Source organism: Streptomyces sp. NPDC001514, from assembly GCF_053597075.1.
Map to the genome: position 1 here is coordinate 17,462 of NZ_JBSFHO010000040.1, position 14,611 is coordinate 32,072.

General features: G+C 70.8%; 11 protein-coding genes and 2 pseudogenes. 2 read left to right on the top strand and 11 right to left on the bottom strand.

Going from position 1 to position 14,611, the window contains the following annotated elements:
* Positions 1-124: 124 nt before the first annotated feature.
* The 6 genes and pseudogenes from ACWCXB_RS31685 to ACWCXB_RS31710 all read right to left on the bottom strand — a co-directional run bounded on the left by ACWCXB_RS31685 (position 125) and on the right by ACWCXB_RS31710 (position 5,759).
* A complete protein-coding gene (locus ACWCXB_RS31685) occupies positions 125-508 on the bottom strand; it encodes a DUF3037 domain-containing protein (protein ID WP_450727214.1) in 384 nt (127 codons plus the stop codon).
* Entirely contained in the window at positions 505-1,350 is an 846-nt protein-coding gene (locus ACWCXB_RS31690; RefSeq protein WP_450727215.1) for a HipA family kinase, read from the bottom strand. The genes ACWCXB_RS31685 and ACWCXB_RS31690 overlap by 4 nt, the downstream gene beginning before the upstream one ends.
* Positions 1,304-1,639, bottom strand: a pseudogene (locus ACWCXB_RS31695) (tyrosine-type recombinase/integrase); the annotation flags it as partial. The pseudogene ACWCXB_RS31695 and the gene ACWCXB_RS31690, both read right to left, overlap by 47 nt.
* A gap of 673 nt (positions 1,640-2,312) precedes the next feature.
* Positions 2,313-3,275, bottom strand: a complete 963-nt coding sequence (locus ACWCXB_RS31700; protein ID WP_450727216.1) for a hypothetical protein — start codon at positions 3,273-3,275, stop codon at positions 2,313-2,315.
* Positions 3,272-4,162 carry a 3-hydroxyacyl-CoA dehydrogenase NAD-binding domain-containing protein gene (locus ACWCXB_RS31705; RefSeq protein ID WP_450727217.1) on the bottom strand — a complete coding sequence of 297 codons (891 nt, stop codon included), beginning with the start codon at positions 4,160-4,162 and terminating at the stop codon, positions 3,272-3,274. The genes ACWCXB_RS31700 and ACWCXB_RS31705 overlap by 4 nt, the downstream gene beginning before the upstream one ends.
* Before the next feature lie 97 nt (positions 4,163-4,259).
* The gene (locus tag ACWCXB_RS31710) at positions 4,260-5,759 is read right to left on the bottom strand and encodes a CoA transferase (RefSeq protein WP_450727218.1); all 1,500 of its coding nucleotides are present in this window, start codon (positions 5,757-5,759) and stop codon (positions 4,260-4,262) included.
* A 163-nt stretch (positions 5,760-5,922) separates the two neighbouring features.
* Here ACWCXB_RS31710 and ACWCXB_RS31715 point away from each other — a divergent pair, with 163 nt between their 5' ends.
* Both ACWCXB_RS31715 and ACWCXB_RS31720 read left to right on the top strand, forming a co-directional pair.
* Positions 5,923-6,816 (top strand): LysR family transcriptional regulator, encoded by an 894-nt coding sequence (locus ACWCXB_RS31715; protein ID WP_450727219.1) that lies wholly within the window; start codon positions 5,923-5,925, stop codon positions 6,814-6,816.
* Positions 6,817-7,023: 207 nt separating this feature from the next.
* A pseudogene (locus tag ACWCXB_RS31720) lies at positions 7,024-8,021 on the top strand (IMP dehydrogenase).
* A gap of 702 nt (positions 8,022-8,723) precedes the next feature.
* Here ACWCXB_RS31720 and ACWCXB_RS31725 read toward each other — a convergent pair.
* From ACWCXB_RS31725 to ACWCXB_RS31745, 5 genes are all read right to left on the bottom strand, one after another.
* Complete coding sequence (locus tag ACWCXB_RS31725) at positions 8,724-9,920, bottom strand: M6 family metalloprotease domain-containing protein (RefSeq protein ID WP_450727220.1); 1,197 nt, start codon at positions 9,918-9,920, stop codon at positions 8,724-8,726.
* Positions 9,921-10,036: 116 nt separating this feature from the next.
* On the bottom strand, positions 10,037-11,302 hold the full coding sequence (locus ACWCXB_RS31730) for an alpha/beta fold hydrolase (protein ID WP_450727221.1): 1,266 nt from the start codon (positions 11,300-11,302) through the stop codon (positions 10,037-10,039).
* Between the two features lie 155 nt (positions 11,303-11,457).
* Positions 11,458-12,168 carry a GntR family transcriptional regulator gene (locus tag ACWCXB_RS31735; protein ID WP_450727222.1) on the bottom strand — a complete coding sequence of 237 codons (711 nt, stop codon included), beginning with the start codon at positions 12,166-12,168 and terminating at the stop codon, positions 11,458-11,460.
* A 46-nt stretch (positions 12,169-12,214) separates the two neighbouring features.
* Positions 12,215-13,597 carry an aldehyde dehydrogenase family protein gene (locus ACWCXB_RS31740; RefSeq protein WP_450727223.1) on the bottom strand — a complete coding sequence of 461 codons (1,383 nt, stop codon included), beginning with the start codon at positions 13,595-13,597 and terminating at the stop codon, positions 12,215-12,217.
* A complete protein-coding gene (locus tag ACWCXB_RS31745; protein WP_450727224.1) occupies positions 13,594-14,598 on the bottom strand; it encodes a proline racemase family protein in 1,005 nt (334 codons plus the stop codon). The genes ACWCXB_RS31740 and ACWCXB_RS31745 overlap by 4 nt, the downstream gene beginning before the upstream one ends.
* Positions 14,599-14,611: the final 13 nt, after the last annotated feature.

Consider the following 14,611-nt stretch of genomic DNA (forward strand, 5'->3'; position numbering starts at 1 on the left):
CCTTCAGCAGACGAGACGCTAGAAGCCCTGGCACCCGGTGTCAACGTTCCCCCCTCTTTGGAGGGCTCGGTTCACCTCCGGGGCGCTTCGGCGTGCGCCGACGGTCGATCGCGCTCGGGATCGATCAGCGCACCAGCACATCGAGCAGACGCTCGATCTCGGCCTCAGGATCGGCCGTGAGTCCGGTGTGCACGGGACCCGGCTGGACGACCGTCGAACGCGGCGCGATCAGCCAGCGGAAGCGCCGGCCGGCGTCGTCCCGCGCCGCCTGCCCCGCGTCCTCCCCGCCCTTGCACACGCCCTCGACGGCGTGCAGTGCGGCTCGCACGCCGACGACGTCGGCCTGCGGGTCCAGGGCCCTCAGCTTGGTCTCGTCCAGGTACGTACGGGCGGCCACATAGGACCGCGCGCGGCAGTAGACCACCACGCCGGCGTTGAAGCACTCGCCGCGCTCGACGCGCGGCACGACGCGCAGCAGTGCGTACTCGAAGACATCGCGGTCGCTCACTTGCCCCCGCCCTTCTTGGTGGGGTGCGGCCAGGGGGTGAGGTGCTCGATCAGCCAGCCCGGCGCCTGCGAGGGGCGGGGCTTGGAGGGCGCGCTCAGGGTGATCCGCTCGTGGATGGTGGCGGCCCGCGACAGGAGCGCCTCCACATAGGCGCGCCGCAGTGCGTCGGTGGAGTGGAAGCCGGGCTCGTCGACCAGCCACTCGTCGGGGACGTCGGCGGCCGCCTCGGTCAGCAGCTCTTCGGTGACGCGCGGTGCCAGCTCGGCGGCAGCGGCCGCGATGTCCGGCGCAAAGGGCGCAAGCGCGTGGTCCGAGGCGTCGTACGTCTTGGCCGCGGAGGCCTGCGCGCCCGGCCAGTTGTGGTGCCAGATCATGGTGGCGCCGTGGTCGATCAGCCACAGGTCGCCGTGCCAGACGAGCATGTTGGGGTTGCGCCAGGACCGGTCGACGTTGTTGATCAACGCGTCGAACCAGACGACCCGGCCGGCCTCCTCGGCACTCACCTCGTACGCGAGCGGGTCGAAGCCGATCGAGCCGGGCAGGAAGTCCATCCCGAGGTTGAGGCCGCCGCTGGCCTTCAGCAGCTCCTGCACCTCCTGGTCCGGCTCGGAGAGGCCGATGACCGGGTCGAGCTGGATCTGCACGAGCTCCGGGACCCGCAGTCCGAGCCGGCGCCCGAGCTGTCCGCAGATGACCTCGGCGACCAGGGTCTTGCGGCCCTGTCCGGCTCCGGTGAACTTCATGACGTACGTACCGAGATCGTCGGCCTCGACGATGCCCGGGAGCGAACCGCCCTCACGCAGGGGCGTGACGTAGCGGGTCGCTGTGACTTCTGTCAGCATTTCCCCAGGCTATACGGCTCCGCTCCCTGGCAATCCACGGACAAGGCCGGCGCCGTCCAGCCTGGGGAATCGCCTCCCAGGCCTGGGGAGAATCTGGGGAGTTTCGACCGGCCAGCAGTCCGTCGATGACGGCGCGCCCCTTCGTCCCGGCCTCCGGCATGAAGTGGGCGCAGTAACCGAGCGTGACAGCGGGCGAAGAGTGCCCGAGCCACCGCGCCACAGTCACCACAGACTCCCCCGCCTCCAGCATGATCGAGGCGTAGGTGTGCCGTAGCACATGAAAGCCGTCCCCTTCCTCGTGGACCGCGAGAACGAACGGCTGATCCGGACTGCTACCAGCCGACCCGTGCGGCAACAGGTCGCCGACTACGAGCGTCGTCTGCGACGCGAGGTCGCCCACGCTCAGAACGCGGTGGTGAAGCGGGCTGACCGGGAGGAAGGTGGCCAACCCCTGGGCGCACGCTCGTGCCCGATCCGTGTCCGACAGGTGGAGCCAGAGGTCCTGGAGCAGATCGTGGGTCACGACCGTTCATGATCGCGGGCCCGGTGACCCTCCGTGGCTCCGGCACCAAAAGTGATCCAGAACCTCATTTCACCCGTCGACGACAATCGCCCGGGCGGCTGACAGGACCGCCACCGGCGTCGGTGGCGGTCCGTCCTTGCCACTGGTCACCGCACCGGGCCGGGAGGAACTGCTGACGCGGGGAGTCGGTCGCAGCGGGGCGGCCTCCTCCTACGAGGGGAGGGCGGTTCCGCATTTCTGAAGGGGTGCGAGATCGAGGAGCAGCGGGTGGAGAGATGTGGTCGGATCGATCCATGGAGCAGAACGTAGGAGCGCCCCACGGTGCGCGGCGCCCCGGGGCGGAGCCAACGGGCGTGGGGCAGCTTCGACGCGTTCGTCCAGCTCTGCGAGGCGCCGTACGGGAGGTGCGCGCGGGTGTGACTTGCCGCGGCGTGATGGTTCAGCCGGGCCCGGCGAGGCCGGTCAGCGGGCCCAGTGAGGCGATCTGGCGAGGCGGTTCGTCGGCGGCGGGTCCGTCCGGCAGGGGTACGGCGTGCAGGTGGCCTGCAAGGTCGGAGACGTAGGCGATGCCTGCCTGGCTGTCGAGGGCCAGGCCGATCGCTTCGTGGAAGCCGTCTGCGAGGATCTCGGGTGCCCGGCCCGCTTCCCCGTCCGCCGGCAGGGGTGCCCGGTTCAGGGTGTTACCGGCCGGTGGTGCGCCGCGGTCGGTCCAGTACAGCCAGTCGCCGTCGAGGTGCAGGTCGATGGGTTCGGGCAGGTCGCTCCAGAGGACTTCGATGTCGGAGCGGTTCTCGGCGCTCTGGCCGGCGGGGATCTGAAGGCCTGCGCGTAGGATCCGGCCTTTGCCGCCCTTGGACGGGCCTTTCTGTGTCCAGTACAGGTGGCCGCGGGCGGTATCGACGGCCACGCCGACGCATTCGCCCATGACGGCGTCGTCGGCCGGGGTGATCACCAGGTCGGTCAGGCCGGTGCCGTCGGTGCGTACGCGGCTGATCCGGTGGCCTTCGCGGTCGGCCCAGTACAGCGTGCCGACGCCGTCCGAGGTCAGCTGTTTGCCGGTGGTGATCGTCCCGGGCGGGAGCAGGTCGTGCTGGTTCCCGCCGTCCAGGGCCACGGCGTGGAGGCCGCCGTTGCGGGGGGAGAAGTCCCAGGCGGCTTCTCCGGGGGTGGCGGGGCCGACGATCGGGGTGCCCATGGTGGTCCAGTGGACGGTCCCGGCCTCGACCACGATGCCGTCCGGAAAGGGCCCGGCGTCCTCGACCAGGGTGTCCACCCGGCCGTCCGGGATGCCCACCCGCAGCACCTTGCCCGGTCCGGCTTGGAGGGCCAGCAGTTCCTGCCACATGGGGGTCGTCGTCTCCTTCTGTTCTCTGTTCGTGCTGTCCGGCGCGTTGCCGGTCACTTGCCCGGGCCCTTCGCGGCCGGCGGTGTGGGCCAGCCCAGTGGCTCAAGGACGGCGCGGGTGCGGGTGTCACGCAGGTCGGCCAGCCGTTCGTAGGCCGGTTCTCCGGTGCCGTAGGAGGCCTCGACCGCGTCCAGTACCTCGCCCATCCGGGCCGGGTCCGACCTGCCGGTCTCGAAGGTCATCTGCGAGCCGACGTGCGAGGCCAGGTGCCGCATGCCTTCCGGTCCGCCGCCCAGGACACCGCTTTGGAACGGGCCAACCGTCGCCCAGCGCAGGCCGAGCGAGGCCCTCACCAGATCATCGAGGTCCGCCACGTCGATCACGCCCTGCTGCACCAGGTAGAACGCCTGGTCGTTGAAGACCTTCTGCAGCCGGTTGCCGACGAAGCCCGGGATCTCCTTCTTCAGCCGGATCGGCAGCTTGCCCAGCGCGCGGTACACCTCGACCGCCCGCTCCACCGTGCTCGCCGAGGTCTGCGGTCCGGGGACCACCTCGACCAGCGGCATCAGCTCAGGAGGGTTGAACGGGTGGCCGATCACAATCCGGCCGGCCGCCGGGTTGCCGTTCGCGATGGCGGACGGCAGCAGCGAGGACGAGGAGGAGGCCAGCACCACGTCGTCGCGGGTGTGCGCGGCGAGGGTGGCGAACATCTGCTCCTTGATGTCGATCCGCTCCGGCCCGGCCTCCTGGACGAAGTCCGCGCCTTCCGCGGCGGCCGCCAGGTCCGCGGTGAGCGTGACCTCAAGGCCGGCCAGGTGCTCGTCCGCCACGTCCTTCAGGTCCGGCCTGGGGTCGCTGATACGCACCTGCCAGCCCGCCCCGGCGAACAGGCGGGCCCAGGAGATCCCGATCACGCCGGCACCGACGATCGTCACCACAGCCATGAAGAACCACTCCGACCGAAGAATTGAGGACACCGAGAAGCAGACAGGTGGAACGCGGGGGCCGGCCCGGGGGCGCGCCGGGCCGGGGCGTGGGGGGTCAGTGCGGCGCGGTGCGCCACACGGGCTCGTCGGCGCCCATGGGGCTGAGCACGGTGGTGAAGTCCCCCTGGCGCAGGGAGGTGAACTGCAACTGGTCGGTCATCCCCTGGTAGAGGCCCAGCGGGGTCCGGGCGGTGAACAGGTCCGGGTCGACCAGCGTGTGCTCCGGCGTCGAGCCGACCGCGGTACGCACGTAGTCGCGGTCGAAGACGCCCAGCGAGATCAGCCACAGGCAGGTCTTCGTCAGCGAGACCCGCACCCGGTATGAGCCGCCCTCGGTCGCCCGGCGGCGCAGCGCGGTGAGGGTGCCGATGGTGGCGAGCCAGCCGACGATGTTGTCGACGACGGGGAGCATGGGGGGCTGCTTGGGGTCTTCGAGGGTGCCTTCGATGGCGAAGACGCCGCTGACGCAGGCGCCGATTTCGTCGAAGCCGGGGCGGTGCTTCCAGGGGCCGGCGGGGCCGTGGAGGGTGACCTCGGTGTGGACGATGCCGGGGTGGTTGGCGGCGAGGTCCTCGGCGGTCAGGCCGTGCTGGGCGAGGTATCCGGGATGGCGGTTGGCGAAGAACACGTCGGCGCCGGCGAGGAGCTGGTCGAGGCGTTCGCGGTCGGCGCCGGAGTCGCCGAGGTAAGCCGAGCGCATGCCGACCTGGGTGTCCCAGTAGAACGGCTCGATCTCGACGTCGTCGGGGCGCCAGATGTTGAGCACGTCCGCGCCGAAGGAGGCGAGGTCGCGTCCGATCGCGGCGCCGGCGATGACGTGGCCCATGCCCAGGGCCCGGATGCCGTCGAGCGGCTGGCGGGCGCCGTCCGTGAACGGCACCGGCGCGCTGTCGGCGATCTTCTGGACCTCGATCAGCGGCAGGTCGGCGAGCACCTCGGTGTACTGGGGCTCGGCGAGGAACTCCTCAAGGGAGCGCACCTTCGCCAGGACGATGCCCGCGTCCGCCGAGGCCTGTTCGAGGTCGTCGGCGTCCCACTGCGCGATGGCCGCGTTCACGGCCTCGGGGGTTTCCGGGCAGCCCAGCAGGTCCAGTGCCCGGGTGCGCAGGCCGGGGTAGATGTTCAGCGCGACCACGCTGCGGCCGTCCTTCGTGCGGCGGAACAACGGCATCTCGACGAAGGGGTTGCGCTTGTTCCACTTGATCGACGGCTGTCGGCCGTTGATCAGCTCCCACCGGAAGTCCGCGAAGCCGGCGAAGCGGCGGAATGCCTTGCGGACGTCGATGGTGACGTCCTGGTCCTCCCCGCCCCGGTCGCGCCAGATCGCGGATGCGGCGATGCCCTTGCCCGCCAGTGCGAGCGCGGCGGCGGAGCCGAACCGGAAGCGGCCGGGCACCAGCGGGTCGGCCCCGGAGGTGAAGGCCACCGTCCCGCCGCAGTCCATCGGCGTCAGGCCCGCCTCGCGCAGAACCTCCTCCAAGTGCTGCTCGAAGGGGAAAACGTTTGAGGAGACCGGGTTCTCGGCCGCCTTGCGAAGCCGTTCGGTCAGGTTCACTGGTTCACCGTCCTGGGGGTGTTCGGCCTGCCCGATCGGGGCAGGGCCGTTTCCGCTGGTACCGCCGCCCGCCGATGCGATCGGCGTCCGCATCACCCAGTGCACACCCCCCACACCAGTCTGTCCAATATATGATCTAGTCATGGTTTATATGAGTGAGGATATGAGTCTGTCGAGGCGCCTGCTGGAGCAGTTCCTGGCGGTGGCCGAGGAGAAGCACTTCGGCCGCGCCGCCGCACGCCTGTCCATGAGCCAGCCACCGCTCAGCCAGTCGATCCAGCGCCTCGAACGCACCCTGGGAGTGCGGCTGTTCGACCGCGGGCCGACCGGAGCCACCCTCACCCCGGCGGGCGAGACCTTCGCCGCCGACACCCGGCGCCTACTCGCCACCCAGGCCGCGGCCGTCGAACGGGCCAGGCGCGTCGCCAACGGCCTGGAGGGCGACATCCGCATCGGCTACACCAGCATCCTCAGCCACCACTACCTGCCCCACATCCTGCAAGCCGCCGCCCAGGACCTGCCAGGACTGCGCCTGCACCTGCACCAGGGCCCGGCGGGCACCGTCGCCGAGATGGTCCGCTCGGGCACCCTCGACCTGGGATTCCTGCGCGACCCCGCCACGCTCCCCGGCGACCTCGTCGGCCATGAACTCGCCGCAGAACGCATCGCCGCCGCCCTACCGCACGACCACCACCTGGCCGGCGCGGACACGATCACTTTGGCGGACCTGCGCGATGAGGACTTCGCCCTGCCCGACCCACGCGCCCTGCCCGCCCTCGCCCAGCGCGTTCACCACGCCTGCCTCGAAGCCGGCTTCGCCCCCCGAAGCCGCGCCGAAGCCGACGACCTCACCGGCCTGTTCAGCTACGTCGCCTCCGGCCTGTGCGTGAGCCTGCTGCCCGAACGCCTGCGCGACTTTCTGATCCCCGGAGTCCGGTTCCTCACCCTGCGGGACACCTCACCCCACCTGGAGACCACCATCGTCGCCGTCCGCCGCCCCGAAGCGGACCCGGCCGTCCTGCGGCTCCTCGACCTGATCAGCCGAGTCGCCCGGTAGAGAGGTAGAGAGTAGGCGGGGCGGGAGTTCACTCCTCGCCTTGCTGCGGGTCACAGCCCTGCCGAGCCCCGCCGCGACCTGTCCCATGTCCTGCGCTGGTCGGCCTGGCGCCGCCGCCAACAGCACCGCGCAGCCGCCTGCGGTGTGATCGGCCTGGAGGACTTCCACACCAAGCGCCACGGTGCCGACGAGGTCGTCACCGCCCGGATGCGCCCCCGCGACCAGCTGAGGACGGCCCCGTCCACGATCAGCCTGTCGGAGGCGAACGAACTCATCTGGGAGCACCGACTGGACGTACTGCCGGTCGTGGACGGAGATAGGCTCGCCTCGCTGGTCCTCAAGCGGGACTACCAGGCACACAAGACGTTCCACAATGCGTCCGTGGACGACCAGAAGCGATTCCGGGTCGGCGCCGGCATCAACTCCCGTGACTTTGAGGAGCGCGTCCCCGCTTTGGTCGAGGCCGGAGCGGACGTCTTGTGCCTCGATTCAACGGACGGCTATTCCGTCTACCGGAAGAAGGCCCTGGAATCCGTGCGCACAAAGTACGGAAATGACGTGTTCGTAGGCGCGGGAAATGTCGTCGACGGACGCGCATTCCGGTATCTGGCGAGGCCGGGGCCGATTTCGTGAAGGTCGGAATCGGCGGCGGATCGATCTGCATCACCCGTGACCAGAAGGGCATCGGCCGAGGTCAGGCCTCCGCGCTGATCGACGTGGTCAAGGAGCGGGACGCGTACGCCGCCGAGACCGGCATCTACGTACCGATCTGCTGCGACGGCGGGCTGCTCAGCGACTACCACATGGCGATCGCCGTCGCGATCGGCACGGACTTCATCATGCTGGGCCGGTACTTCGCACGCTTCGACGAGTCCCCCTCGCGCAAGGTCCGCGTGGACGGCCAGTACTACAAGGAGTACTGGGGCGAGGGATCAAGGCGCGCCCGGAACGCCGCCCGCTACGGGCAGAGCGACGAGATCGCCTTCGAGGAGGGCGTGGACGGCTTCGTGCCCTATGCGGGCAGCCTGTACGACAACGTAGAGCTGACCAGGTCGAAGCTGACCGCCACCATGATCAGCTGCGGTGCGACCACGCTGAAGCAGTTCCACCAGGAGGCGGTCATGGTCCAGGTTTCCGAGCGCTCCTACGAGCAGAACATCGCCGAGGTGCGGCTGCGGGAGCGGTCCGTCGACTCCGGCGAGTGACACACGATCTGCCGGCCGCGTCGTCCCCGCCACCCCCATTCCGGGTGGCGGGGACGACGTACTCACGGGCGAGATGAAGCCGGGGACGCCGTACCGGCGGTCGCCGGGCCATCGCGCTCGCGGTGCGCGGACCGTGCCGGCCTGGTCGGCGGCGGTGCGATACCGGCCGCCTGCGCCGGACTCGTCCTGTACGGTGCGCTCAACCCCGGCGGCGCCGAGCGCCCGGCCCGACGCTCCGCCCTGGAGCGCCGCCAACGGCGCTTCGGCCGTCACCATGCGACGGATCTGGCGCGGTGTGACCCCCACCGCCCACAGAAATGCCGTCTCGCGGCGGGCGGGCGGCCGCTCTGCCCGAACCTGTCAACGCCGACCGGACCCGGCTGTAACCACACGGCGGCGCGACACCACCCTGCCCAGGGCAAGCGTCCCTACGGTCACAACCGGACCGGACCGGCTACTTGGCCTCGATGCCCGTGGTACCCACGCCGAGCAGGGCGTTGGTGGAAGTCATCGACGATATCCGGCCGGCCGGGTGCGAAGAGGCTGCCCGCCACTCTCACCTCACCTGAGAGCACTGCCCAGTTGCTACCTGCCGAACCGGGCGAGGTCGGCATCGGCGTGCCGTGCCGGCGGTCCTGCCGGCACGGCGGGGGCTGGTCGGGGTCGTCCGGAGGGCGGGCTCGGCCGCCCGCGGCACCGACTTCAGGACATGCCGAATCGCACCACGTCGCCCGCCCTGCTGCCTGCGAGGACGTCGATCCGGACGCCGGTGTCCGGGTCCGTGAACGTCTGGCCGGGTGTGTACGCCGCCAGGTCGAGCTGGGTGCAGCCGACGGGCGGTGTCGCGGCCGGGTTGCCGTTCATGATCCGGACCGGTCCCTCACCGGTCGGGATCGCGGAGTCGACCTTGTAGATGAGGATGCCGGTCGAGCACGCGGCCCGGTCATTGCCCTCGGCGCGGCGGGATTCCGCCACATACGCTGTCGTCCCGCTGGTGCGCAGTACGGCGATCTTGGTGCCGCCGGGGCGTTCCACAGGGGTCAGCCGTACGGTGCGGTGTCCGGGTGCGGACAGGCAGGCGACCTGGTCGTCGCGGGTCCATCCGAGTTTCCAGGAGTGCCAGCCCAGGTACTGCGGGGCGGGGCCGGCGATGTTACCCATGACGTCCCAGCCGCCGACGTGCTGGTGGGTGGCCCCGGTGAAGGAGTACAGGTCGGGGAGACCGAAGGTGTGGCCGGTCTCGTGGGCGGCGACCTTGGGGCCCCAGCGCCAGATGTCCTGACCGAACGTCACGGCCCACTTGAGGCGGATGCCGTCGGCGGTCACGCCTGACGCGGTGGGGTCGTAGAGGTACGTCGGGGAGAAGGAGATCGCGGACGCCGCCCTCGTGGGGACGACGTAGACCATGTCGTAGCGGGAGAAGTCCGCGTACGGATCGGCGGCCTTGATCGCGTCGCGTACGTACTTCTCGTGGGTCTCGAAGGTGAGGCCGCGTGCGAATCCGTACGAGTCCGAATCCGCCGGCATACGGATCCAGCGGTGCAGTGAGGTGACCGCGAGACGGGAGCGGCCGTAGCTGGCTGCGCGCATCCAGTCGGCGGCGGGGGCGAGTTGGGCGGCGTATGCATCCGTGGAGTCGGTGGCCCCGGCGTCGGGGAAGTCCACGAAGAGCATCAGGACACGCCGGGTTCCGGTGGAGGGCTGGAACTGGGTGCGGTCGGTGTCGTGGCCCTCGTCGGTCCAGCCGGTCCTGCCGGGCAGCGCGCATTCGGCGGCGGGGGCGGAGGAAGCAGGCAGCGGGGGTGGGGCGGCCGCGGTCGCCGTAGTGGAGGCGGCGAGACACGAGGCGAGGGCGAAGGTCGCGGCGAGGGGGCGCAGGCGGGTCGGCAGGACAGGCATGTCTCTCCCGTCGGAGGCGGTGGCAGGGGAAGGACGGAGAAGGGAAGAGAAGGGGAAGGGAAGAGAAGGGGAAGGGGAAGGGACGGCGCGAGGAACAGCGCCGAGGAACAAGGGGGTTACGCGCGGCCTGCGGCCAGGTCCATCAGCCGGGCGAGTACGCGGCCGCCTGAGGCGGTGACGCCGTCGTGCTCCCACTCATTGGTGACCCAGACGCGGGTGGCGCCGACCTCGCGTGCGGTGCGCACGGAGAGTCCCGCGTCGACGTACATGTCGTCGTGGTAGACGACCGCGGCAAGGGGGACATGGTTGGTGGCGAGGCTGTGGGAGTCGTAGAGCGGGGGCCAGTCGGTGCGCCCGGCCAGGATGTCTGCGGCGTCCGCGAAGGGGCGCAGGCCCGCGATCTCCCGGAACATCCAGGGGTAGATCATTTCCCCGGTGAGGAGCAGGGGGTCTGCCTCCTCGGCGAACTCGGGGAAGTCGGCGAGTACCCGGGAGGCCGCCCAGCCGGTCGGGCCGGCCCCCTGCCCGTACAGCGTCTCCTGCATGACGGCGAACAGCGGGTTGTCGGTGAAGCCGGTCAGGGCCACCACCTGATGGAGGAAGCTGTCGGTCAACTCGCCGTCCGCGTCGAGTGATTCGTCGAGCAGCCAGTGGATCCGTTCGAAGCCGTCGCCCATACCGAGGGCGAGGCCGAGGGTGCGCAGACGGCGGGTCGTGAGGCGGTCCCCGCCGGGCAGGCGGACGTCGTCGGCCGCGAGGAGATCGGCGATCTTGCGGAGGCGAGGGGCGTCGCCCGGGTAGCGGGCGTAGAAGTCGAGGACCCGGTCCCGCACCCGGGGGTAGGTGCGGGCGTACACGTCGTCGGCGGTTGCTGCCAGACCGGGCAGGCCGCCGGTCACGTAGCAGGCCCGCAGACCTTCGGGGGCCCGGGAGAGGTAGGTGAGGGTGATGAAGCCGCCGTAGCTCTGGCCGAGCGTCTCCCACGGTGCGTCGCCGCACAGCCGGGTGCGTATCAGTTCCGCGTCGGCGACGATCGCGTCGGCACGGAAGTGGGCCAGATACGCCGCCAGTTGGACCGGGGAGGCGAACCGGGAGGCCATCCGCGCGGTGACCGGGGTGGAGCGGCCGGTGCCGCGCTGGTCGAGGAGCAGAACCCGATGGGTCTTCAGCGCCTGGGGCAGCCAGCCCGGCGAACCTGCCGACGGACGGGGGGCCTTGCCGCCGGGACCGCCCTGCAGATAGAGCAGCCAGGGCAGTTGTTCACCGGCGCGAGCCGGGTCGGCGACCTCGCGCGCGAACACCTCGATGGTCGGACCGTGCGGGACGGAGTGGTCCAGCGGGACGGTGAAGAAGTGATCGGTGGTGGCGTACGCGGGGTTCATGGATCCCTTTCACGGCATGGGGGCCGCAGATGAGGCGTGAGGATGTGAGGTGTGACATTGCATACCTCAGCGTGAACCAGTCGCACCTTGCCGAGGAGCCCTCACTTACGCATAACCCCGTGTTATGGGGGACCCGCCCCGCCTCGGTCGGGGCGCTACCCGGCGCGTCCCGCCGGTCTCGTGGTTGCGGCCGAGGCAGAGCCGGCGCTGGTGGCCCACAGAGAGCGGACATGGCCCAGGTGCTTGGCCATGCACCTCTCCGCGCCCTTGGCGTCACCCGCGAGCATCAGGTCGAGCAGCTCCAGGTGCTCCTCGGCCGAGGGGATCAGCTGGTCGCGCTCGTCCAGGGCGGTGAGCCCGTACAGGCGGGAGCGCTTGCGCAGGTCGCCGACGGTCTCGACGAGGCGGTCGTTGCCGGAGAGCGCGAGGAGCGACAGATGGAACTGCCGGTCGGCCTCCAGGTAACCGATGAGGTCGTGGTCACGGGCCGCCCGCACGATCTCCTCGGCGACCGGGCGCAGCGCCTCCAGCTCGTCGCGGGTGGCGCTGCGGGTGACCCGGCCGACCATGGGGATCTCGATCAGTGCGCGGATCTCGGTGTACTGGTCGAGATCACGCTCGCTGACCTCGGTGACCCTGAAGCCCTTGTTCCGGACGGGCTCGACCAGGCCCTCGCGGGCCAGGTCGAGCATCGCCTCGCGCACCGGGGTGGCGGAGACGCCGAAGTCCTCGGCAAGCGCGGGCGCCGAGTACACCACGCCCGGGCGTAGCTCACCGGAGATCAGGGCGGCCCGCAGGGCGTTGGACACCTGGTCACGCAGCCGCTCCCGGGTGGCACTGAGGTCGCGGTGCTTCAGGTTCCCCATGACGGTGGCGATCCCTTCGTTTGGTATGGACCACCACTGTACAATGTCACGTTGCGCTTACAGGTGACAGGGTGTAGGTGCGGCCGGAGGTGTAGAACTCAAGAGCCGCCCGGCCCTGTTCGCGCGGCCCGTGGCTGGATGCCTTGGCGCCGCCGAACGGCAGGTGGAAGTCGACGCCGGTGGACGGGGCATTGATCCGGATCATTCCGGTGTCGAGCCGGTCGAGGCCGCACAGAGCCGTGTTCAGATCGGCGGTGTGCACCGAGGTGACCAGTCCGTACGGCACGGAATTGGTGATCCGCACCGCGTGGGCCAGGTCGTCGGCGGGCAACAGGGCCGCGATGGGGCCGAAGACCTCCTCGCGCAGCAGGCGGTGCCCCGGGGGGACCTTCTCGACCAGAGTCGGGGCCGTGTACCAGCCGGGCACGTCGGGCACGGTGCCGCCGGTCAGCGCGCACAGGCCGTGCCAGGCGCCGCTGACCTGATCGCGGGCGTGTTCGTTGATGAGCGGCCCGCACACGGTGGCCGCGTCGGCCGGGTCGCCGACCGGAACGGCCCGCAGCGCCTCGGAGAGTGCCTCGCGCAGGGGGTCGAGGGCCGCGCCGACCACGATGACACGACTGGTGGCGGTGCACTTCTGGCCCGCGTACCCGGCGATGGAGGCGGCGATGTGGGCCGCGGCCTGCTCGATGTCGGCGTCCGGAAGGACGATGGCCGCGTTCAGGCCGCCCATCTCGGCCTGCACCGGGATGCCCCGGGCCGTGGCGGCGCGTGCGACGGCCTGGCCAACGGCGGTCGAGCCGGTGAAGGAGACGACATCGGCGGAGGAGACGAGCGCGTTGCCCTCCGTCGCTCCGCCGGGCAGGACGGTGAACACCCTGGCCGGCAGGGCCTGCTGGACGATCTCGGCCAGGCGCTGTGCACAGGCGGTGGCCTCGGGGGCGGGCTTGAGCACCACCGCGTTGCCGACCGCGAGCGCCGGGGCGGCCTTCCAGCTCGGGATGGCGAAGGGAAAGTTCCACGGCGTGATCAGCCCGGCGACACCGTGCGGGCGGCGACGGGTCATGAGCAGGCCGGGACCTGCGGCGGTCTCGTGGACGGCGCCGGTGGGTTCATAGGGGGCCTGGGCGTAGTAGTGCCAGATCGCGGCGGTGCGCGCGACTTCGGTCCGGGCTTCGGCAAGGGGCTTGCCCACCTCGCGGACGGCGAGCGCGGACAGCTCGGCCCCGGCGGCATCGATGGCGGCGGCGACCGCTCCGAGGGCGGCCGAGCGGGCGGCCGCCCCGCCGAGCAGCCAGCCGGGCTGCGCGGCGCGGGCCCGCTCGACGGCGTCGGCCACCGCGAAGGCGCCGGGCGCCGGGATCTGCAGGAGTACGTCGGAGGGGTCGGCCGGGTTGTGTGAGGTGAGGGAGGATACGGGGGCGGTCACAGGAGGAAACCTCCGGGGAAGGGGTCGTCCGGGTCGAGGAAGTACTGGGCGGTGCCGGTGATCCAGGCGCGGCCGGTGACGGTCGGCACGACGGCGGGCACCGCGCCGACGGTGGTCTCCTCGGTCAGGCGGCCGGTGAAGCGGGTTCCGATGAAGGACTCGTTCACGAAGTCATGGTCGAGGGGCAGTTGGCCGCGGGCGTGCAGCTGGGCCATCCGGGCGGAGGTGCCCGTGCCGCACGGGGAGCGGTCGAACCAGCCGGGATGGATGGCCATCGCGTGCCGTGAGTGGCGGGCGTCGGAGCCGGGAGCGGCCAGGTACACGTGCTTGACTCCCGCGATCTCCGACTGCTCGGGATGGACGGGCCGGTCCGGCGAGGCGTTGATCGCGTCCATGATGGCGAGTCCGGCGGCCAGCAGGTCGTCCTTGCGGGCACGGTCGAACGGCAGCCCCAGCGCCTCGAGCTCGACGAAGGCGTAGAAGTTCCCGCCGAACGCGAGGTCGTACGTCACCGCGCCGTATCCGGGCACCTCGACCCTGCGGTCCAGAGCGGCGCAGAACGCGGGCACGTTGGTGAGCGTGACCGACGTGGCCGCACCGTTCTCCACCTGGACGTCGACGGTCACCAGCCCGGCCGGGGTGTCGAGCCGCACCGTGGTGACCGGTTCGCTCACCGGCACCATGCCCGTCTCGACCAGGACGGTGGCGACCCCGATGGTGCCGTGCCCGCACATCGGTAGGAGTCCGGAGACCTCTATGTAGAGGACTCCGAAGTCGGCGTCGGGGCGGGTGGGCGGCTGGAGGATCGCGCCGCTCATGGCGGCATGGCCGCGCGGCTCGTACATCAGGAGCGTCCGGAGATGGTCCATGTGCTCGATGAAGTACAGCCGGCGCTCGGCCATGGTGGCGCCGGGGACGACCCCGACGCCACCGGTGATCACGCGCGTGGGCATGCCCTCGGTGTGCGAGTCGACTGCGTGAAAGACACGACGCGTACGCACGGGCTTCCTTTCG